The 20,332-nt window shown below is 65.3% G+C and carries 15 protein-coding genes; 8 read left to right on the top strand and 7 right to left on the bottom strand.

What is annotated here, in order from left to right; translation table 11 throughout:
- Positions 1-113: 113 nt before the first annotated feature.
- The 5 genes from pimA (at position 114) to CV770_RS09275 (ending at position 6,397) form a co-directional block, all read left to right on the top strand.
- Complete coding sequence (pimA, locus tag CV770_RS09295) at positions 114-1,796, top strand: dicarboxylate--CoA ligase PimA (RefSeq protein WP_104462092.1); 1,683 nt, start codon at positions 114-116, stop codon at positions 1,794-1,796.
- Positions 1,793-2,980: an acetyl-CoA C-acyltransferase gene (locus CV770_RS09290; protein ID WP_104462091.1), complete on the top strand. Its 1,188-nt coding sequence runs from the start codon at positions 1,793-1,795 to the stop codon at positions 2,978-2,980. The genes pimA and CV770_RS09290 overlap by 4 nt, the downstream gene beginning before the upstream one ends.
- 16 nt (positions 2,981-2,996) lie before the next feature.
- Positions 2,997-4,187, top strand: a complete 1,191-nt coding sequence (pimC, locus tag CV770_RS09285) for a pimeloyl-CoA dehydrogenase large subunit (RefSeq protein ID WP_104462090.1) — start codon at positions 2,997-2,999, stop codon at positions 4,185-4,187.
- A gap of 131 nt (positions 4,188-4,318) precedes the next feature.
- Positions 4,319-5,461 (top strand): pimeloyl-CoA dehydrogenase small subunit, encoded by a 1,143-nt coding sequence (pimD, locus tag CV770_RS09280; RefSeq protein ID WP_104462089.1) that lies wholly within the window; start codon positions 4,319-4,321, stop codon positions 5,459-5,461.
- A 162-nt stretch (positions 5,462-5,623) separates the two neighbouring features.
- On the top strand, positions 5,624-6,397 hold the full coding sequence (locus CV770_RS09275) for an SDR family NAD(P)-dependent oxidoreductase (RefSeq protein ID WP_104462088.1): 774 nt from the start codon (positions 5,624-5,626) through the stop codon (positions 6,395-6,397).
- A gap of 15 nt (positions 6,398-6,412) precedes the next feature.
- Here CV770_RS09275 and CV770_RS09270 read toward each other — a convergent pair whose 3' ends face one another.
- The gene (locus CV770_RS09270) at positions 6,413-7,306 is read right to left on the bottom strand and encodes a hypothetical protein (RefSeq protein ID WP_104462087.1); all 894 of its coding nucleotides are present in this window, start codon (positions 7,304-7,306) and stop codon (positions 6,413-6,415) included.
- Positions 7,307-7,308: 2 nt separating this feature from the next.
- Positions 7,309-8,667, bottom strand: coding sequence for an MBOAT family O-acyltransferase (locus tag CV770_RS09265; RefSeq protein ID WP_161499981.1), 1,359 nt, complete (start codon positions 8,665-8,667; stop codon positions 7,309-7,311).
- Positions 8,668-9,005: 338 nt separating this feature from the next.
- Between CV770_RS09265 and glpK the strand changes: the two genes are divergently transcribed.
- Together glpK and CV770_RS09255 are read left to right on the top strand one after the other, a co-directional pair.
- Positions 9,006-10,511 (top strand): glycerol kinase GlpK, encoded by a 1,506-nt coding sequence (gene glpK, locus CV770_RS09260; RefSeq protein ID WP_104462086.1) that lies wholly within the window; start codon positions 9,006-9,008, stop codon positions 10,509-10,511.
- Between the two features lie 247 nt (positions 10,512-10,758).
- Positions 10,759-11,352, top strand: coding sequence for a GNAT family N-acetyltransferase (locus tag CV770_RS09255; protein ID WP_091955918.1), 594 nt, complete (start codon positions 10,759-10,761; stop codon positions 11,350-11,352).
- A gap of 331 nt (positions 11,353-11,683) precedes the next feature.
- On the opposite strand, the gene CV770_RS09250 is transcribed toward CV770_RS09255, so the two are convergent.
- Positions 11,684-12,097 (bottom strand): DUF6636 domain-containing protein, encoded by a 414-nt coding sequence (locus tag CV770_RS09250; RefSeq protein WP_091955919.1) that lies wholly within the window; start codon positions 12,095-12,097, stop codon positions 11,684-11,686.
- Positions 12,098-12,247: 150 nt separating this feature from the next.
- Between CV770_RS09250 and CV770_RS09245 the strand changes: the two genes are divergently transcribed.
- Positions 12,248-12,877, top strand: a complete 630-nt coding sequence (locus CV770_RS09245; protein WP_091955920.1) for a glutathione S-transferase family protein — start codon at positions 12,248-12,250, stop codon at positions 12,875-12,877.
- A gap of 16 nt (positions 12,878-12,893) precedes the next feature.
- On the opposite strand, the gene CV770_RS09240 is transcribed toward CV770_RS09245, so the two are convergent.
- The 4 genes from CV770_RS09240 to metF form a co-directional block, all read right to left on the bottom strand.
- Positions 12,894-13,898, bottom strand: coding sequence for a DUF3592 domain-containing protein (locus CV770_RS09240; RefSeq protein ID WP_104462099.1), 1,005 nt, complete (start codon positions 13,896-13,898; stop codon positions 12,894-12,896).
- 215 nt (positions 13,899-14,113) lie between these two features.
- A complete protein-coding gene (locus tag CV770_RS09235) occupies positions 14,114-15,301 on the bottom strand; it encodes a tetratricopeptide repeat protein (protein WP_245453707.1) in 1,188 nt (395 codons plus the stop codon).
- 87 nt (positions 15,302-15,388) lie between these two features.
- Positions 15,389-19,240 carry a methionine synthase gene (metH, locus tag CV770_RS09230; protein WP_104462085.1) on the bottom strand — a complete coding sequence of 1,284 codons (3,852 nt, stop codon included), beginning with the start codon at positions 19,238-19,240 and terminating at the stop codon, positions 15,389-15,391.
- Positions 19,241-19,246: 6 nt separating this feature from the next.
- Positions 19,247-20,167 carry a methylenetetrahydrofolate reductase [NAD(P)H] gene (gene metF / locus CV770_RS09225; RefSeq protein WP_091955922.1) on the bottom strand — a complete coding sequence of 307 codons (921 nt, stop codon included), beginning with the start codon at positions 20,165-20,167 and terminating at the stop codon, positions 19,247-19,249.
- Positions 20,168-20,332: the final 165 nt, after the last annotated feature.

The raw sequence follows: 20,332 nt of genomic DNA, 5'->3' as shown, positions 1-20,332 counted from the left end.
GTTTGTGGCTACCCCCTTCCCCAACCCTTCCCCACAAGGGGGAAGGGAGCCCGTCCGCCGGTGCCCACCTCACACGACCCGGCGACTACCGTTTTGCAGAGTATCGATCGCCAATGACCCATCCCGGCGAACAGTTCTATCCCGAGGGCGTGCGGTGGGACGACACCATCGTCCAGGGCTCGCTGCCTGACCTGCTGTCGAAAGCTGCCGCCGATTACGGCCCGCGCACCGCTCTGGAATTTCGAGATCGCCCGATCACATACACGGAGCTCGCAGCTCAGGCCGAGCGCGCGGCGGCGGCGTTTCTGCGCGCCGGCTGCGGCAAGGGAACGTCCATCGCGCTGTTTCTGGGCAACTCGCCGGACCATCCCGTCAATTTCTTCGGCGCGCTGAAGGCAGGCAGCCGCCTCGCGCATCTGTCCCCGCTCGACGGCGAGATCGCGCTGACCCACAAGGTCTCCGATTCCGGCTCGCGCCTGCTCGTCACGTCGAACCTCGCCGCGCTGCTGCCGACCGCGCTGAAATTCCTGGAAAAGGGGCTGATCGATCGTCTCGTCGTCTGCGAGGACGATCATTGGGGCAAGGTCGGCACGCCGCAGGCGGCGATCCCGGATGATCCCCGCATCGTCACTTTTAAGTCCTTCGTCGAGGGCGCGACCGCACCGGTAGCGTGGCCGGTCGTGACGGCCGACGACGTCGCGCTGCTGCAATATACCGGTGGCACCACCGGCCTGCCCAAGGGCGCGATGCTGACGCACGGTAATCTCACCTCGGCGGTGTCGATCTACGACGTCTGGGGCAAGCCATCGCGCGCCGCGCGGGGCGAGACGATCGAGCGTGTGATCTGCGTGCTGCCGCTGTTCCACATCTACGCGCTGACCGTGGTGCTGCTGTCCTCGCTGAGCCGCGGCAATCTGATCTCGCTGCATCAGCGCTTCGACGTCGAAGCCGTGATGCGCGACATCGAGGTCAAGCGCGCGACGTATTTTCCGGGCGTGCCGACGATGTGGATCGCGATCGCCGCGCTGCCGGATCTCGATAAGCGCGACTTCTCCTCGCTCGCCACCATCGGTTCCGGCGGCGCGCCGCTGCCGGTGGAGATCGCCAACTTCTTCGAGCGCAAGGTCGGCAAGAAGCTGCGCAGCGGCTGGGGCATGACCGAGACCTGCTCGCCCGGCACCGGCCATCCGCCTACCGGCCCCGACAAGCCCGGCTCGATCGGCCTGACGCTGCCCGGCATCGAGCTCGACGTGGTCGCGCTCGACGATCCCAAGCGCGTGCTGCCGCCGGGCGAAGTCGGCGAGATCCGCATCAAGGGCCCGAACGTCACCAAGGGCTACTGGAACAAGCCGGAGGGATCCACGGATGCCTTCGTCGACGGCCGCTTCCTCACCGGGGACATCGGCTATGTCGACAGCGACGGCTATTTCTTCCTGGTCGACCGCAAGAAGGACATGATCATCTCCGGCGGCTTCAACGTCTATCCGCAGATGATCGAGCAGGCGATCTACACCATCCCGGGCGTGCACGAGGTGATCGTGCTCGGCATTCCCGATCCGTATCGCGGCGAGGCGGCAAAGGCCTTCATCAAGCTGAAGCCGGACGCAAAGCCGTTCTCGCTCGACGAGCTGCGCACCCAACTCACTGGCAAGCTCGGCAAGCACGAATTGCCGGCCGAGGTCGAGTTCGTCGACGATCTACCGCGCACGCCGGTCGGAAAATTGTCGCGCCACGAATTGCGTCAGCAGCAGAAACCGTCACAATCCACTAAAACCGCATCAGGAGCTCGTTCTTGACCGACGCCGTCATCGTTTCCACCGCCCGCACCCCGATCGGCAAGGCCTATCGCGGCGCGCTCAACGCCACCGAGGGCGCAACTCTGCTCGGCCACGCCATCGGCGAAGCCGTCGCGCGCGCCAAGGTCGATCCGAAGGAGATCGAGGACGTCGTGATGGGGGCGGCGCTGCAGCAGGGTTCGACTGGCGGCAACATCGCGCGCAAGGCGCTGCTGCGCGCCGGCCTTCCCGTCACCGTCGCCGGCACCACCATCGACCGGCAATGCGCCTCCGGTCTGCAGGCGATCGCGCTCGCCGCGCGCTCGGTGATCTTCGACGGCGTCGAGATCGCGGTCGGCGGCGGTGGCGAGTCGATCAGCCTCGTGCAGAACGACAAGATGAACGGCTTCCACGCCCAGGACCCGGCGCTGCTCAAGATCAAGGGCGAGGTCTACATGCCCATGATCGACACGGCGGAAGTCGTCGCCAAGCGCTACGGCATTTCGCGGGAGCAGCAGGACGAGTATTCGCTGGAGAGCCAGCGCCGCACGGCGGCAGCCCAGCAGGGCGGCAAGTTCAAGGAGGAGATCGCGCCGATCACGACGCAGATGGCCGTCACCGACAAGGCGACCGGCACCGTGTCGATGAAGGACGTCACGCTGTCGCAGGACGAAGGCCCGCGCCCGGAAACGACGGCCGAAGGTCTCGCCGGCCTCAAGGCCGTGCGTGGCGAAGGCTTCTCGATCACCGCCGGCAATGCCAGCCAGCTCTCGGACGGCGCCAGCGCGTCTGTCATCATGAGCGACAAGGAGGCCTCAAAGCGCGGCCTCAAGCCGCTCGGCATCTTCCGCGGCTTCGTCTCGGCCGGCTGCGAGCCGGACGAGATGGGCATCGGTCCGGTCTTCGCCGTGCCGCGCCTGCTCAAGCGCCACGGCCTCACCGTCGACGACATCGGTCTCTGGGAGCTGAACGAAGCTTTCGCGGTGCAGGTGCTGTATTGCCGCGACAAGCTCGGCATCGACCCCGACAAAATCAACGTCGATGGCGGCGCGATCGCGGTCGGCCATCCCTACGGCATGTCCGGCGCGCGCCTCACCGGCCACGCCTTGATCGAAGGCCGCCGCCGCAAGGCGAAATACGCGGTCGTCACCATGTGCGTCGGCGGCGGCATGGGCGCGGCCGGCTTGTTCGAGGTTTTGCAGTAATTCACAGGAGGATCCGATGGATCTCGCATTCACGAAAGAAGAGCAGGCGTTTCGCGAGGAAGTGCGGTCATTCTTCCGCGACAACGTGCCGCCGGATACGCGGCGCAAGATGGTCGAGGGTCGCCACCTCTCGAAGGACGAGATGGTGACGTGGTGGCGCATCCTCAACAAGAAGGGCTGGGGCGTCAGCCATTGGCCCAAGCAATATGGCGGCACCGGCTGGACCAGCGTGCAGCACTACATCTTCAACGAGGAGCTGCAGTCCTATCCGGCGCCGCAGCCGCTCGCCTTCGGCGTCAGCATGGTCGGCCCTGTCATCTACACCTTCGGCAACGAGGAGCAGAAGAAGCAATACCTGCCGCGCATCGCCAATGTCGATGACTGGTGGTGCCAGGGCTTCTCCGAGCCCGGCTCCGGCTCCGACCTTGCCTCGCTCAAGACCAAGGCCGAGCGCAAGGGCGACAAGTGGATCATCAACGGCCAGAAGACCTGGACCACGCTGGCCCAGCACGCCGATATGATCTTCTGCCTGTGCCGCACCGATCCTGGCGCCAAGAAGCAGATGGGCATCTCCTTCATCGTGTTCTCGATGAAGTCGAAGGGCGTCACGGTGCGTCCGATCCAGACCATCGACGGCGGCGTCGAGGTCAACGAAGTGTTCTTCGACGACGTCGAGGTGCCCGTCGAAAATTTGATCGGCGAGGAGAACAAGGGCTGGGATTACGCAAAATTCCTGCTCGGCAATGAGCGCACCGGCATCGCCCGTGTCGGCGTCTCCAAGGAGCGGCTGCGTCGCATCCGCGATCTCGCCGGCAAGGTGGAATCCGGCGGCAAGCCGATCATCCAGGACGCCGCTTTCCGCGAGAAGCTCGCCGCCTGCGAGATCGAGCTGAAGGCGCTCGAGCTGACTCAATTGCGTGTCGTCGCCGACGAAGGCAAGCACGGCAAGGGCAAGCCCAATCCAGCCTCCTCGGGGCTCAAGATCAAGGGCTCCGAGATCCAGCAGACCACCACCGAGCTCTTGATGGAAGTGATCGGCCCGTTCGCCGCGCCCTACGACGTGCACGGCGACGACGGCTCGAACGAAGCCATGGACTGGACCGCCCAGATCGCGCCGAGCTACTTCAACAACCGCAAGGTCTCGATCTACGGCGGCTCCAACGAGATCCAGCGCAACATCATCGCCAAGGCGGTGCTGGGGCTTTAATGTCATTCCGGGGCGCGCGTCAGCGCGAACCCGGAATCTCGCGCCACAATCTCTGGATTCCGGGTCCCCGCGCTATCGCGCGTGTCCCGGAATGACGAAGCAAAAATTCCGGGTACGAGGAACCAAACAACATGGATTTTGATCTGAACGAGGAGCAGCGGCTTCTCAAGGACAGCATCGACGGCCTGCTGACCGATTCCTACGATTTCGAGAGCCGCAAGAAGTACATGAAGGAGAAGGGCGGCTGGAGCAAAACCGTCTGGCTCAAGCTCGCCGAGCAGGGCCTGCTCGGCCTGCCCTTCGCAGAGGCCGATGGCGGCTTCGGCGGCGGCGGCGTCGAGACCATGATCGTGATGGAGGCGCTCGGCAAGGCGCTGGTGCTCGAGCCGTATCTGGCGACGGTGGTAATCGGCGGCGGCTTCCTGCGCCATGCCGGCACCGACGCGCAGAAGGCCGCGCACGTGCCCGGCATCATCGACGGCAGCAAGACGCTGGCGTTTGCCCAGCTCGAGAAGAACTCGCGCTACGATCTCTTCGACGTCGCGACCACCGCGAAGAAGAAGGGCGACGGCTGGGTCATCGACGGCGAGAAGTTCGTCGTGCTCAACGGCGAGAATGCCGACACCTTGATCGTCACCGCCCGTACCAAGGGCGAGCGTCGTGACAAGGCCGGCATCGGCGTGTTCCTGGTGCCGGCGAATGCCAAGGGCGTGACCAAGAAGTCCTACCCGACCCAGGACGGCCTGCACGCCGCCGACATCACGCTCACCGGTGTCGAGATCGGCCCCGATGCCGTGCTCGGCAACCCCGAGGATTCGCTGGCGCTGATCGAGCGTGTCGTCGACGAAGCCCGCGTCGCGCTCTGCGCCGAGGCGGTCGGCCTGATGGACGAATCGCTCAAGACCACGGTCGAGTACATCAAGACCCGAAAGCAGTTCGGCGTCGCGATCGGCTCGTTCCAGTCGCTGCAGCACCGGGCATCCGACATGTTCGTGGCGGCCGAGCAGGCGCGCTCGATGTCGATGTTCGCGACCATGGCTGGTGATTTCGAGAACGCCAGGGAGCGCTCCAACGCCATCGCCGCGGCCAAGGTGCAGATCGGCAAGTCGCTGAAATTCGTCGGACAGCAGGCGATCCAGCTTCACGGCGGCATCGGCATGACCATGGAGGCGAAGATCGGCCACTACTTCAAGCGCCTCACCATGATCGAGAACTCGTTCGGCGATACCGACTACCACCAGCGCCGCGTCGCGGATGGTGGCGGGCTGATCTGAGTTGATCTAGGCCACACGAAGACTGTCATGCCCCGGCTTGACCGGGGCATCCAGTACTCCGCGGCGGCTATGCGTTTCACGCAACTTCAGCCGCAGAGTACTGGATCGCCCGATCAAGTCGGGCGATGACACCGAGTAAATGGCGTCAGCGGAGCAACAACAATGAAAAACACCCCGTTCGATCTCACCGGCAAGGTCGCCGTGGTCACCGGCTCCAGCCGCGGCATCGGCCGCTCCTCCGCCGAGCTGCTGGCAAAGCTGGGCGCCAAGGTCGTGGTCTCCTCGCGCAAGGCGGACGCCTGCAAGGAGGTCGTCGACGGCATCATCGCTTCCGGCGGCGAGGCCACCGTCATTCCCTGCAACATCGCACGCAAGGCCGAGGTCGAGGCGCTGATCGCGGGCGCCACGAAGCACTACGGCAAGATCGACATCCTCGTTTGCAACGCCGCGGTGAATCCCTATTACGGCCCGCTGCTCGACATCACCGATGAGGCCTTCGACAAGATCATGGGGAGCAACGTCAAGAGCAACATCTGGCTCTCCGCGCTCGCGATCCCGGAGATGGCCGAGCGTGGCAACGGCTCCGTTGTCATCATCTCATCGATCGGCGGCCTGCGCGGCTCCACCGTGATCGGCGCCTACGGCATCTCGAAAGCGGCCGACTTCGCGCTGTGCCGTTCGCTCGCCGGCGAATGGGGTCCGAAAGGCGTCCGCGTCAACTGCATCGCGCCCGGTCTCGTCAAGACCGATTTCGCCCGCGCGCTGTGGGAAGACGAAGCCATGCTGAAGCGCCGCACCGCCACCACGCCGCTGCGCCGCATCGGCAACCCCGACGAAATCGCCGGCGCGGTGGCCTATCTTGCCTCGGATGCCTCGAGCTTCATGACGGGGCAAACCATCGTGATCGACGGTGGTGTGACGACGGCGGCGGTATAGCCGCCGCTCGCATGGCTACGGCCCGCGCGCGTCGCGGCGCCCGGCGAGTGCGCTTTCGATGGCGCGCGCGACGATCAGGGACGATCGTTCGTCGAGATGAACCCCGTCGTCCCAGCGCAGCTCGTTCCCCGGCGGATCGACCAGCAGCCAGAGGCTGCGATCGGGGAAGGCTTCGTGGACGATCTCGCCGGTCGTCCGGACCATGCGCGAGCCCTCGATCTCCGGCGCGAAGGGAATGTGGATCAGGAAGACTCGAACGCCGCGCCCCTGCAGATCGTCGATGAGTTGCCGCATGCGGACCACATTCGCGCGTGCCGGGGCGGTCGGGTCGCCGTCATTCATCTGCTGCAGCGCGCGGTCGAGATAGACCTTGTTGTCGAAGGTCCCGGGCGGGCGGGCGAGCAGGCGATTCTGCTCGGCGCGCGACCGGGCGGCATCGGGGCCGGCGTGATTCCAGGTCTCATAGGCCGCGATCGCCGTCCGCACCGGCCGCAGCAGCAGGGCCTCCGCGCCCGCGCCATGCGAAAATGTCTCGATCAGCGCGCCGTCGGCTTCGCGCGACAGCACACTGGTCTCGATCAGCACGGTCTTCGGCAGGCGCGCTTGCCCGGCGACGATGGCGAGGCCGGTCACCGGCGAGCCGCCGGCCAGCGCCAGGTTGCGCAGGCGTGGAAGCGAGAAATACTCCTCCTTGAGACGCCAGGTGACCGAGCTGCCGACCAGCACGATGTCAGGCACCGGCTCCTGAACATAGCGGTTGAGGGTGACGAGGGTGCCGTCGCGCGTGGTGACGGCAGGCTGCTGCAGGGCCGAGCCGTAGCGTGGGGCGGCCAGGCCGCAGGCCAGCAGCAGCGCGGCCGCAGCCGCCGCGCACCTGACCAGCCATGAAAGCGTCGAGACCTGCTGCATCGTCAGAACTGGAAGTAGATGAAGGCGCTGTCGGCGCCGGCTTCGAGATGAGCCAGCGCCGCGAGCCCGCCATAGAGATATGGCTCCCACCGCCGCAACCGGCCCGCGACCAGAGCGCCGATGCCGGCATGCTGGACGATCACGGGCAGGGCGTAGAGCAAAGCGAGATTGGTGAACAGCTTGGGCGGATTCGGCGCGTCGGTCGCGATGAACATCCCCTTGAGGTAACCGAGCGCATGGTCGAAGTCCGGCAGCTTGAAGAAGATCCAGAGCATGGTCACGCAGAAGAACACGATGCCCATCCTGATCACCCGCAGCGCCGGAGCCTCATTGCCTCGAAGCTTCAGGAACGGCCGCTCGACCACCAGCAGCAGCCCGTGCGCCATGCCCCACAGCGCGTAGCTCAGGCTCGCGCCGTGCCACAGACCGCCGAGCGTCATCACGATCATCAGGTTGAGACAGGTGCGTACCCGTCCATGCCGGTTGCCGCCGAGGGGAATGTAGAGATACGTCCTGAGCCAGGTCGACAGGGAGATGTGCCAGCGCGTCCAGAACTCGGAGAACGACGTCGAGATGTAGGGCAGGTTGAAGTTCACGGGCAGGCGATAGCCGAACAGCAGCCCGAGCCCGAGCGCAATCGCCGAGTAGCCGAAGAAGTCGGCGTAGATCTGGTAGCTGTAGAGAAACACGAGCAGCCAGCGATCCTGCGTGCGCAGCGTCTCGTAGAGCGGGAAGTCCATGTAGGACGTCATCTCGTTGAGATTGTTCGCCACGTACAGCTTGAAGAAATAGCCGACGAGAATCCACTTTGCGGCCTCGACGAAGGCGACGTCGCCGATCCGCTTCGGCACGATCTGCGGCATGAACTGCGCCGCACGCGTGATCGGCCCGGACACCAGCTGCGGGAAGAAGATGATGTAGAGGAACACATCGCGCAGGCGCGCGGTGCGCTTCTCGCGCGTGAGGTCGACCAGCAGGCTGATGTTGTGGAACACGAAGAACGAAATGCCGATCGGCAGCGGCAGCCGCAGCAGGAAGTCGATCGGCGCGGCGCCGGTCAGTTGCGCTGCGCCGGCGTCGAGGAACAGGAACTTGTATTTGAAGAACGCCAGCAGGCCGAGATTGAAGACGATACCGGCCGGCATCCAGACGGCGCGGTTCTCGAACGCGAGCACCAGGCAGACATAAGTGCCCAGCACCGCGATGAGCAGCAGCGGCAGCAGCTCGGGCTGGCCGAAACCGTAGAAGAACACGCTCGCCAGCACCAGCAGCTGCACCTGGAAGCGGCGCAGCGGGGCTAGGTAATAGGCGCCGAACACCACCGCGACGAAGATGCCGAACTGAAAGGAAGTAAACGTCATGCCGCTCCATTGTCCCGGCATGGCGTTTAGCATTTTTGCCAGAGCGGTCCTAGTCGCTGGGGTAGAGGCCGCATCTTCTTTCCCTCGCCCCTTGTGGGAGAGGGTGGCTCGCCGCCTAGCGGCGAGACGGGTGAGGGGTATCTCTCCGCGGGTCCAACTGCCGTTCGAATTCGCTGAAGCAACCCCTCATCGGCGCTTCGCGCCACCTTCTCCCACAAGGGGAGAAGGGAAGGCGTCGGCACCGACGCGTACTTGACCTCTGGCCGGCAATCCCGTTTCTTTGCCGCGACACAACGACCCCTCTGGGAAACGCCAAGAAAACATCAGGGTAAGCCGCCATGTCTTTCGTCCTCGCCATCGACCAGGGCACCACCTCCTCGCGCGCGATCGTGTTTCGCGGCGACATATCCATTGCGGCGAAGGCGCAGCAGGAGTTTCCGCAGCATTTTCCGGCCTCGGGCTGGGTCGAGCACGAGCCCGAGGACATCTGGACCTCGACGGTGATGGTCTGCCGCGAGGCGATCGAGCAGGCCGGCATCACCGCAAAGGACATCGCGGCGATCGGCATCACCAATCAACGCGAGACCACCGTGGTGTGGGACCGCGCCACCGGCCAGGCCGTGCACCGCGCCATCGTCTGGCAGGACCGCCGCACCGCCGACATCTGCGCCAAACTCAAGGCCGACGGCCGCGAGCCCGTGATCTCGCAGAAGACCGGCCTGATCATCGACCCCTATTTCTCCGGCACCAAGGTCGCATGGATCCTCGACCACGTCCCCGGCGCGCGGGCGCGCGCCGCGCGCGGCGAGCTGATGTTCGGCACCGTCGATTGCTACCTGCTCTGGCGTCTCACCGGCGGCAAGGTGCACGCCACCGACGCCACCAACGCCTCGCGCACGCTGCTGTTCAACATCCATACCGGACAGTGGGACGACGAATTGCTGGAGATCATCGGCGTGCCGCGCTCGATGCTGCCCGAGGTGAAGGACTCATCCGCCCGCTTCGGCGAAAGCACGCCCGATCTGTTCGGCGGCGCGATCGCGATCTCCGGCATCGCCGGCGACCAGCAGGCGGCGACCATCGGCCAGGCCTGCTTCCGTCCGGGCATGATGAAGTCGACCTACGGCACCGGCTGCTTTGCCTTGCTCAACACCGGCACCACGCCGGTCGCGTCGAAAAACAAGCTGCTCACCACTGTCGCCTACCAGCTCGATGGCAAACGCACTTACGCGCTCGAAGGCTCGATCTTCGTCGCCGGCTCAGCGGTGCAGTGGCTGCGCGACGGCCTCGGCATCATCAAGCACGCCGCCGAGACCGGCCCGCTCGCGGACCAGTCCGACTCCATGCAGAGCGTCTATCTGGTCCCGGCTTTCGTCGGCATGGGCGCGCCCTATTGGAATCCGCGCGTCCGCGGCGCCTTGTTCGGCCTCACCCGCAACACCGGCCCCGCCGAACTCGCCCACGCCGCACTCGAAAGCGTCTGCTACCAGACCTTTGATCTCTGGGCCGCGATGCGCGCCGACTGGCCAAGCTCGGAAACCGCCAGCGTCGTGCTCCGCGTCGACGGCGGCATGACCGCATCGGACTGGACCATGCAGCGCCTCGCGGATTTGCTGGACGCGCCGGTCGATCGCCCCGTGATCCAGGAGACCACCGCGCTGGGCGCCGCCTACCTCGCCGGCCTCCAGGCCGGCGTCTATCCCGAGCCCACAAAGTTCGCCGACAACTGGCGCCTCGAACACCGCTTCAAGCCCAACATGAGCCAGGCGACGCGCGAGCGGAAGCTCGCTGGCTGGGCGCGCGCGGTGAAGGGCGTGCTGGCGAGCGATGAGGGGGAGGGGTAGTACGCCTCTCTCTCCGGGTCGTCCCTGCGAACGCAGGACCCATACCGCGAGGTCTATCGATGGCGGGCGGAGCCAATCCCGAACGACCGACCGATCTTCGCCAAACCACTTCCTGTGGTTATCGCGACGAGCGCAAGCGCTCGCGCGGAGGTCCCGGATCTGCGCTCGCTCCGCTCGCTTGTCCGGGACGACGACAGAATGTGTAGCGCCGGCCGGAGCCACTCGCGGTGATGCGGAGCAAGCAAGAATGATCCTCCCCGACGGCTATTCCGACGTGCCCGCCGGCAAGATCGCCGCCGTCGTCACCCATCTGGAGATGACCGCACCTCCCGCGCGCCGTGACGATCCCTCTGGCACCCGGACCCTGCGCAGGGTCGATACCCCCACGCTTCCTTGGTACCGCGATCTGTTCCGCCGCGTCGGCGAGGACTGGCTGTGGTTCTCGCGCGCCCGCATGACCGACACGGAGCTCGCCGCAATCATCCACGCGCCCGATATCGAGGTCTACGCACTGGTGGTGGACGGCCGCGATGAAGGCCTGCTCGAGCTGGACTTCCGCGAGCCCGCCCAGTGCGAGCTGGTCTATTTCGGCGTCACTGCACCCTTGATCGGCACCGGCGCCGCCCGCTTCCTGATGACCCGCGCGCTGGAGCTCGCGTGGTCGCGCGACGTCCGCCGCGTCTGGGTCCACACCTGCACCCTCGACCATCCATCGGCCGTTGCCTTCTACCAGCGCTCCGGCTTCCGCCCCTTCCGCCGCCAGATCGAGATCGCCGACGACCCGCGCCTCGACGGAACGGCGCCGCGTGATGCGGCGAGGCATGTGCCGATCATCGAGTAGCGCGTGAGCAAGCATAGCCCAGATGAGCGGCTGGCCCGCCGCAGGTCGGAGGCGAACGCAATCAGGGAGACCGTTGCCGCATCTCGCTGTTGCGCATGTCGGTTAAGATCGTCCGCTGCCACACGCTCCGCCGTCATCCTGAGGTGCGCGCTCTTGCGCGCCTCGAAGGATGGGCGGCAAGCGCCCGTGGCCTATCCTTCGAGGCTCCCCTTGCGGTGCTCGCGCCTCAGGATGACGGCTGAACTTGTGGCAGTACCTGTAGCCCGGATGGAGCGAAGCGTAATCCGGGGCAGCGTCGCCGCATTCCGCTGCGCTCCATGCAGGCTACTCCTCAAAACACCTCCTGCTTCCCCCGCGCCAGCGAAAACCCCCGCTGCATCGCGTTGAAGCAGGTGAGCCCCGTCTGCTCCGATCGGCACGTAAACCCCGCGCGCTGCCACACCTCGCCATAGGCCAGCATCGGCAGCGAGGCGTCCATCACGGTGTCGCCGGCGCAGATGCGCCCCGCGTTGCCTTTCGCGCTCATCTCGAAGGCGTGGCCATAGTCGAGCTCGCAATCGGCGGGACGGCGCGGGCGGCTCTCCATGTTCATGATGTCGCAGCGGAGCACGCCCTGACCGTTGTCGGCGAAGAACTGGCAGACGATGTTCTTCGACGGTGTCAAAAAGCCGATCGGGCGATCCTGTGCCTGGGCAAGGCTCGCGGTGGCGAGCAGGACGAGCGAGAGGAGAGATCGCAGATACATGAGAGGAGCCCCGGCTAGTACGCTGTCTATTGATCTCGCGTTGTTGCGTCATGTGCAATGCTCTTGTTCCAAGATAGTTGTTGCAGCCGTTGCGCATTGGCGATGAATTGGACGGCCCTGGCGTGTCCAACCGCTGGAAGAGCAAGAAACATGTTCCTGATCGGCCAATATGATTCCCCCTTCGTCCGCCGCGTCGCGATTGCGCTGCGGCTTTACGGGCTCGCTTTCGAGCACCGGCCGTGGTCGACCTTCGGCGACGCCGACCAGATCGCGCCGTACAATCCGCTGCGCCGGGTGCCGACTTTGGTGCTCGACGACGGCGAGGCGCTGATCGAGAGCACGATCATTTTGGATTATCTCGACGAACTTGTCGGGCTGGAGAAGGCGATGCTGCCGCGCACCGGCGCCGAGCGGCGGACCCACTTGCGCATCTGCGCGCTCGCTTCCGGTCTCGGCGACAAGGCGGTGAGCCTGCTCTATGAGCGCGTGCTGCGGAAGGAGCAGCTCGCGTTGTGGGTCGAGCGCTGCCAGGCGCAGATCGCGGACGTGCTGAAGGTGCTGGAGGCCGAGCGCGCGAAGGTGACGACGCCGTATTGGCTGGGTGGCCGCATCGGCCACGCCGACATCGCGGTGGCCTGCGTCGTCCGCTTCACCCGTGAGGCGCATCCTCAGCTGTTCGAGCCTTCGCGCTATCCGGCGCTGTCGGCGCATGCCGAGCGTTGCGAAGGGCTGGCGCCGTTTCAGGAGATCGTACAGCCGCTGGCGCCGCCGAAGGGGTGAGCCGCATCAAGCGCCTCTATGCGAACCCGATTTTGATCAGGATCGTCAGGAAAAGGCCTCCGACGACCGCGCAGACCGCGGCACCGATCAACGGCCCCAGCGCGCCTTCCCGGCTCGCAGGCTCCAGCACCGCGTGTCCCGGCTGTTCCGGATCGTAGTAAACTTTGACGTTCTGCCCGGGACGATGTTTCGCCGCGGCCTTTTCGGCGACCTCGCGCAGCCCGGAGATCATGGTGCCGCCCCAATCGACTTCGGTGCCGATGAAGTCGCGCTTGCCGACCCTGTAGGCGTAGCGGAGGTCGACTTGATAGCGGTGTTGGAGCTTGCTGGATCGTGACTTGTCGTCGTCGCTCTTCTCCTCGATGATTTCCTCGATCACGTCGCAATGGGTGACCCTGCCGGCCGCCGTCGGCCAGCGCAGGCTGGCGTTCGCCAGCCGGCGCGTCCGGACATAGGCTGCGAGGCAAAACACGCCGCCCACGAGCACGATGATCGGCAGCGCGAACGCGAACAGCGGAACGCCGTTGCTGGTGTAGAGCACGTGCCCCGTGAGCGAATGCGCGGTGAGCGTGGCGGCAATGACGCCGAACACCATGGTGAACGCCACCAGCGCCGCGAGGTTCTGCGCGGCAGCAGGTTCGAGCAGCGCCTCGGTCGGTTGCTTCGGATCGACATGGACGTCGACATGCGCGCCGACCGGATACCGTCCGATCAGTTTTGCGGCCAGGACCCGCGTCGTGATGACTTGGCCGCCGACAAAGACCTTGTCGCTTTCCAGCTCAAGGCCGCCGGCCTGATAGCGATAGCGGATGACAGGCTTGGCGTCGTTCTGATCGTCCGAGGCGTGCGTCGCCGGCTGATCGACCCTGGAGACCGTGATGATGCCCTCCACCTTGTCCCAGCTCCGCGCGGCCTGCATCCGGCCTCGCACGCGGACCAGATTGAACAGCGTCAATCCAAACAGAAGCACGGCGACGCCGGCGGCAATCTGCGTCCACATCAATTGTTGGGCGTCCAGCATCCGATTCCCCCGCGCCTCGGCCGTGATCGCCATTGGTCGCGGCGAGCGCGCGTTGCGTTCACGGCACTGCCGCCGTTGCGGGAGATCGTGCAGCCGCAGGCCTGCGAAGGTGTGATTCCCGGGGCGTCATTCCGGAACGAAGCACGCGGGCCCGGAATTCCGAGGTTGCGGCGCGAGATTCCTGGTTCGCGCTTTGGCCGGAATGACGGGGGCGACTACTTCCTCCGCGTCACGCCGTTCGCCCGCAGATACTCGTCCAGTTCAAACCCCAGATCCTCGGCGCGATCGAAATACGCCTCTGCGGCATCCGGGTCCTTCGCCATCCCTTCGCCGCGCGTGGCCATCACGCCGAGCGCTGCGGCGGCGCGGCCGATGCCGAGATCGGCGGCGCGCTTGTACCAGTGGATGGACTCGCTGAGATTCTTCTCGATGCCAGACAATTGCCCGGTGGCATAGAGAGCGCCGAGATTGGCGCAGGCGCGCGGCTGGTCGCGTTGTCCGGCCTGCTTCAGGTAGAACAGTGCCTTGTTGCGCTCACCGATGCCTTGCATCGCATAGACGAACAGCTCGAAATAGGCATCGGCATTGCCGCGCTTCGCCGCTTCGAGATGCAATGCAAGACTTCTGGCCACGTCCTTCGGTTGCCCGCGACCGTTGTAGGCCATCAGCCCCAGGAGGTAGCGCACCGCGCCATCGGGGTCGTCGCCGGCAAGCGCTTTCTGGGCGTAAGCATAGGCGTCGTCATATTTCCTGAACGTCCAATAGAGATTGTACGCCGTGAGATAGGCGCCGTAATCCGAGCCGAGTTCGGCCGCGCGTTTGTAGGCAGCGATCGCAGCGTCGCGATCGCGCGGCACGCCCCAGCCGTTCCAGAGGCAGCGGCCATAGTCGACCCAAGCGTTGGCGTGCCCGCCGAGCGCGACCTCATGCAGCGCTCTTGCAAGCATGTCGCGACTCTCGACCGGCGCCTCGCTTGCCTCGATCGCCTTGAACAGGGCTACCGCGGCCAAATAGAGCTGGTCATCGCGCGACGGCGAGCGGGGTTGGGCAAGGAGCTGTGTGACGGTTTGCATGGTTCCGCTGGCATCATTTGATTTGGACGGACGCTGCGCAACCTCGGCCGCCGCCGCCTCGAGCGGGGCAGCATGACGCGAAACAAAGATCCCGCCCATCATCACGAGGCAGAAGGCCAGGATTTCCAGACGATTACGAATGCCGTCCTCCCGCGCGCCGATCGGCTCGAAGTGCTGCCCTGGGTCCCGGCTCTGCGGAGCGGCACTTCGTTCCCGCCTCGCGTCCGGGACACGAGATCGAAGCACGCGGCATCGAGTGCGGAACTCACGCGGCAGGCGATGATGGAATATTACCAGTGCTTTGCCCGACGGAGCAAGCCGCTTCGGCAAGTCCGAAATTTCTCAGGGTTTTCAACCCCATCGCTACTGTGCATGGGGTTGTTTTTCAGATTTTTGGTTTTGCAGCCAGAGCGGGGTCTATCCCGCCCCCGCGCGCTTCTTCTGCCAGACCAGATGCACGGCGCAGGTGCAGCCCGGCGGATGCGAGGCGAGATCCGCTGGGGTCTCGTCGTTCGCGGGTGTCGCGGCAAACGCCTTGTCGGTCCCCTCTCGCGACGGGATGTAGTTCAGCACCGGCGCGAGCCAGCGCTCGGCTTCCGCGACGCTCATGCCCTTGCGCGCGGCGTAGTCCTCGACCTGGTCGCGCTCGATCTTGCCGACGCCGAAATAATAGCTCTCGGGGCTGGCGAAATAGAGCCCGGACACGCTGGAGCCCGGCCACATCGCAAAGCTCTCGGTCAGCTTCACGCCGCAGGTCGCTTCCGCATCGAGCAGCTCGAACAGCGTCGCCTTCTCGGTGTGGTCGGGCTGCGCGGGATAGCCCGGCGCGGGGCGGATGCCCTGATACTTCTCGAGGATCAGCTCGTCGTTGGAGAGCGTCTCGTCCGGCGCGTAGGCCCAGAACTCGCGGCGCACGCGGGCGTGCATGCGCTCGGCGAAGGCCTCGGCGAGGCGATCGGCCAGCGCCTTGCACAGGATCGAGGAGTAGTCGTCGTTGGCCATCTTGAAGCGGTCGGCGACCGCATCCTCGCCGATGCCTGCCGTGACGACGAAGCCGCCGACATAATCGGGCACGCCCGCGGGCGCGATGAAGTCGGCGAGCGCCGCATTGAAGCGGCCCTCGCGCTTCTCGAGCTGCTGGCGCAGCGTGTGTAGCGTCGCGATCTTCTTCGTGCGGCTCTCGTCGGCATAGAGCGCGATGTCGTCGCCTTCGGCATTCGCCGGCCAGAAACCGATCGTCGCGCGCGCCCGGAACCACTTTTCCTTGACGATGGTGTCGAGCATCTTGCGCGCGTCATCGTAGAGCGAGCGCGCGACCTCGCCGACCTTGGCATCGTCGAGGATGGCGGGGAAGCGTCCTGCGAGTTCCCAGGTCTGGAAGAACGGGGTCCAGTCGATGCAGTCGACGAGCTCGGCGAGGTCGTAGTCGTCAAAGCTGCGGATGCCGAGGAAAGTCGGCTTCACCGGCCTGTTCGCGGCGAAATCGACCGGCACGCGGTTGGCGCGCGCTGCGGCGAGCTTCAAGCGCTTCTTGTCGGCCTGCGCGCGCAGATGTGCGTCCGAGATCTTGGCATATTCGGCGCGCACCTCGGCGGCGTAGGTCTCGCGCTTCTCGGGCGAGAGCAGCGAGGACGCAACGCCGACGGCGCGGCTGGCGTCGTTGACGTGCACGACGGGACCGGCGCGATAGCTCGGGTCGATCTTCACAGCGGTGTGCACGCGGCTCGTGGTGGCGCCGCCGATCAAGAGCGGCAGCTTGAGGCCCTCGCGCTGCAATTCGCCGGCGAAGAATGCCATCTCGTCGAGCGAGGGCGTGATCAGGCCTGAGAGACCGACGATGTCGGCCTTCTCCGCCTTCACGGTCTCGACGATCTTGGCGGCGGGCACCATCACGCCGAGGTCGATCACCTCGTAATTGTTGCACTGGAGCACGATGCCGACGATGTTCTTGCCGATGTCGTGGACGTCGCCCTTGACGGTCGCGAGCACAATCTTGCCGGCGGAGGAGGAGCCTTCCGTGCCGATGCCATTGGCGAGGTTGCGCGCCTTCTCTTCTTCCATGAACGGCATCAGCCAGGCTACCGCCTGCTTCATCACGCGGGCGGACTTCACCACCTGCGGCAGGAACATCTTGCCGTCGCCAAAGAGGTCCCCGACCACGTTCATGCCGGCCATCAGCGGGCCCTCGATCACGTCGAGCGGACGCGAGGAAGCCTTGCGGGCCTCTTCAGTGTCCTGCTCGATGAACTCGGTGATGCCATGCACCAGCGAATGCGACAGCCTTTTCGCCACCGGCCATTCGCGCCAGGCGAGATCGGCTTCCTTGGTCTGGGTCTTGTTGCCGCGGAATTTCTCCGCAAGCGCCAGCAGCCGTTCGGACGCGCCCGGGTCGCGGTTGAGCACGACGTCCTCGCAGACCTGGCGCAGCTCAGGATCGATGTCGTCATAGACGATCATCTGGCCGGCATTGACGATGCCCATGTCCATGCCGGCCTTGATGGCGTGATACAGGAACACCGAGTGCATGGCCTCGCGCACCGGCTCGTTGCCGCGGAACGAGAACGACAAATTGGAGACGCCGCCCGAGATGTGCGCGCCCGGCAGGTTCTGGCGGATCCAGCGCGTCGCCTCGATGAAGTCGACGCCGTAATTGTTGTGCTCCTCGATGCCGGTGGCGATCGCGAAGATGTTCGGATCGAAGATGATGTCCTCGGGCGGGAAGCCGACCTTGTTCACCAGGATGTCGTAGGCGCGCTTGCAGATTTCGGTCTTGCGCGCGAACGTGTCGGCCTGGCCGACCTCGTCGAACGCCATCACGACGACAGCCGCGCCATGACGGCGGGCGATCTTGGCCTCGTGAATGAACTTCTCCTCGCCTTCCTTCATCGAGATCGAGTTGACGACCGGCTTGCCCTGCACGCATTTCAGGCCGGCTTCGATCACGGAGAATTTCGAGGAATCGACCATCACGGGGACGCGGGCGATGTCGGGCTCGGCGGCGACGAGATTGAGGAATGTCACCATCGCAGCTTCGGAGTCGAGCAGGCCCTCGTCCATGTTGACGTCGATGATCTGCGCGCCGTTCTCGACCTGGTCGCGCGCGACCTGCAGCGCCGCCGTGTAGTCGCCGGCTGTGATCAGCTTGCGGAAGCGGGCGGAGCCCGTGACGTTGGTGCGCTCGCCGACGTTCACGAACGGGATTGCGTCGGTCAGGATGAAGGGCTCGAGGCCGGAGAGCCGCAGGCGCGGTTCGATCTCCGGCACGATGCGCGGCTTGTGCGGGGCGACGGCGGCGGCGATCGCCGCGATGTGGTCCGGCGTGGTGCCGCAGCAGCCGCCGACGATGTTGACGAGGCCATCGCGCGCGAACTCGCCGACGAGGCGCGCCATGTATTCGGGCGTCTCGTCATACTGGCCGAACTCGTTGGGCAGGCCGGCATTTGGATACGCACACACCAGCGTGTCGGCGACGCGGCCGATATCGGCAATGTGCGCGCGGAGGTCTTCGGCGCCGAGCGCGCAGTTGAAGCCGATGGTCACAGGCTTGGCGTGCCGCACCGAATGCCAGAACGCTTCCGGCATCTGGCCGGACAGCAGGCGGCCGGACTTGTCGGTGATAGTGCCCGACACCATCACGGGCATGTCGATGCCGCGTTCTTCGGTGATCTCGGCGATCGCATAGAGCGCCGCCTTGGCGTTCAGCGTATCGAAGATGGTCTCGACCAGCAGCAGGTCGACGCCGCCGTCGAGCATGCCACGGATCTGCTCGCCATAGGATTTGCGCAGATCATCGAAGGTGACGGCGCGGTAGCCGGGATTGGAGACGTCGGGAGAGATCGAGGCGGTGCGGTTGGTCGGGCCGATGGCGCCCGCGACGAAGCGCGGCTTGCCGTCCTCGGCCTCGACGCGCCGTGCGGCATTGCCGGCGAGGCGGGCGCCTTCGCGCGCCATCTCGTAGACGATGTCGGTGAGGTCGTAATCGGCCTGCGCGATCGACGTCGTGGAGAAGGTGTTGGTCGCGACGATGTCGGCGCCGGCGCGCAAATACGCCGCGTGGATGTCCTCGATTGCCTGCGGCTGGGTCAGGATCAACAAATCGTTGTTGCCGCGCAGGTCGCGATGAAAGTCCTTGAAGCGCTCGCCGCGGAAGGCGGCCTCGTCGAACTGCAGGTTCTGGATCATCGTGCCCATGGCGCCGTCGAGCACGAGAATACGCTCGCGCGCGGCGTTGAGCAGGGCAGTTCGCTTGGGAGAGGTGGGTACGGTCATGTTGTCTTAAGCCGCCTTCTGCGCGCTCTTGGCGCGGATGCCGAGCAAATGGCTGATCGCGAACACGAGATCGGCGCGGTTCATGGTGTAGAAATGGAAAGTGTCGACGCCGTGCTTGGCGAGCTTCTGCACCTGGCCGGCCGCGACGGTTGCGGCCACCAGCTTGCGGGTCTCGGCATCATCATCGAGGCCTTCGAATTTCGCGGCGAACCAGTCCGGCACGGTGGTGCCGGCGCGCGTCACGAAATTGCGGGCCTGCTTGAAATTGTGCATGGGCATGATGCCCGGCACGATCGGGATGTCGATGCCGCGCGCCCGCACGCGGTCGAGATAGCGGAAGTAGAGGTCGTTGTCGAAGAATACCTGGGTGATCGCGCGCGTCGCGCCGGCATCGACCTTGGCCTGCAGCGTGTCGATATCATCATCGAAGTCGCGCGCCTCGGGGTGCTTCTCCGGATAGGCGGATACGCTCACTTCGATGTCTGCATGCCGCTTCTTGATGCCGGCGACGAGCGCGGCGGACGTCTGGTAGCCGTCGGGATGGCTGGAATAGGCCGTGCCGATGCCTGCGGGCGGATCACCGCGCAAGCCCACGATGTGGCGGACGCCGACCTCGTGATAGCGGTCGACGATCTCGTCGATCTCGCCGCGCGAGGCACCGACGCAGGTCAGATGCGCCGCCGGCAGCAGCGCGGTCTCCTTCAGGATGCGGGCGATGGTTGAATGGGTGCGCTCGCGGGTCGAGCCGCCGGCGCCATAGGTCACCGAGACGAATTTCGGGTCGAGCGGCGCGAGCCGGTTGATGGTCTCCCAGAGATTGCGCTCCATATCTTCCGTCTTGGGCGGAAAGAACTCGAAGGAGATCGCAGGCCGCTTCAGGTGCCCGTCTTGCCCGTCGGCTCGGGCAGGAATCGTCAGATCGGTCATGGCACCACTCGCTCCAGATGTGCCGCCAGATCCTGGCGGCCGACGGTCAGGTCTAGCTTGGGAGAGCCTATGATAGGACAAAGGTAGTTTGATCGACAGCCCATCAATGATGGGAAATGGCCCACTTATGCCAACAATGGCTGAATTATCGAATATCTATCGGTC

This window comes from Bradyrhizobium sp. AC87j1, from assembly GCF_002936975.1.
Classification (GTDB): domain Bacteria; phylum Pseudomonadota; class Alphaproteobacteria; order Rhizobiales; family Xanthobacteraceae; genus Bradyrhizobium; species Bradyrhizobium shewense.
Note: the sequence above shows the minus strand (reverse complement) of the source record. Positions and strands in the feature narration are given on the sequence as shown.

What these genes read in the sequence shown, in the direction of transcription:
- pimA (WP_104462092.1), top strand. Translation starts at nt 114, where the DNA reads ATGACCCATCCCGGCGAACAGTTCTATCCCGAGGGCGTGCGGTGGGAC.
- pimC (WP_104462090.1), top strand. Translation starts at nt 2,997, where the DNA reads ATGGATCTCGCATTCACGAAAGAAGAGCAGGCGTTTCGCGAGGAAGTG.
- pimD (WP_104462089.1), top strand. Translation starts at nt 4,319, where the DNA reads ATGGATTTTGATCTGAACGAGGAGCAGCGGCTTCTCAAGGACAGCATC.
- CV770_RS09275 (WP_104462088.1), top strand. Translation starts at nt 5,624, where the DNA reads ATGAAAAACACCCCGTTCGATCTCACCGGCAAGGTCGCCGTGGTCACC.
- CV770_RS09270 (WP_104462087.1), bottom strand. Translation starts at nt 7,306, where the DNA reads ATGCAGCAGGTCTCGACGCTTTCATGGCTGGTCAGGTGCGCGGCGGCT.
- CV770_RS09265 (WP_161499981.1), bottom strand. Translation starts at nt 8,667, where the DNA reads ATGACGTTTACTTCCTTTCAGTTCGGCATCTTCGTCGCGGTGGTGTTC.
- glpK (WP_104462086.1), top strand. Translation starts at nt 9,006, where the DNA reads ATGTCTTTCGTCCTCGCCATCGACCAGGGCACCACCTCCTCGCGCGCG.
- CV770_RS09255 (WP_091955918.1), top strand. Translation starts at nt 10,759, where the DNA reads ATGATCCTCCCCGACGGCTATTCCGACGTGCCCGCCGGCAAGATCGCC.
- CV770_RS09250 (WP_091955919.1), bottom strand. Translation starts at nt 12,097, where the DNA reads ATGTATCTGCGATCTCTCCTCTCGCTCGTCCTGCTCGCCACCGCGAGC.
- CV770_RS09245 (WP_091955920.1), top strand. Translation starts at nt 12,248, where the DNA reads ATGTTCCTGATCGGCCAATATGATTCCCCCTTCGTCCGCCGCGTCGCG.
- CV770_RS09240 (WP_104462099.1), bottom strand. Translation starts at nt 13,898, where the DNA reads ATGCTGGACGCCCAACAATTGATGTGGACGCAGATTGCCGCCGGCGTC.
- metH (WP_104462085.1), bottom strand. Translation starts at nt 19,240, where the DNA reads ATGACCGTACCCACCTCTCCCAAGCGAACTGCCCTGCTCAACGCCGCG.
- metF (WP_091955922.1), bottom strand. Translation starts at nt 20,167, where the DNA reads ATGACCGATCTGACGATTCCTGCCCGAGCCGACGGGCAAGACGGGCAC.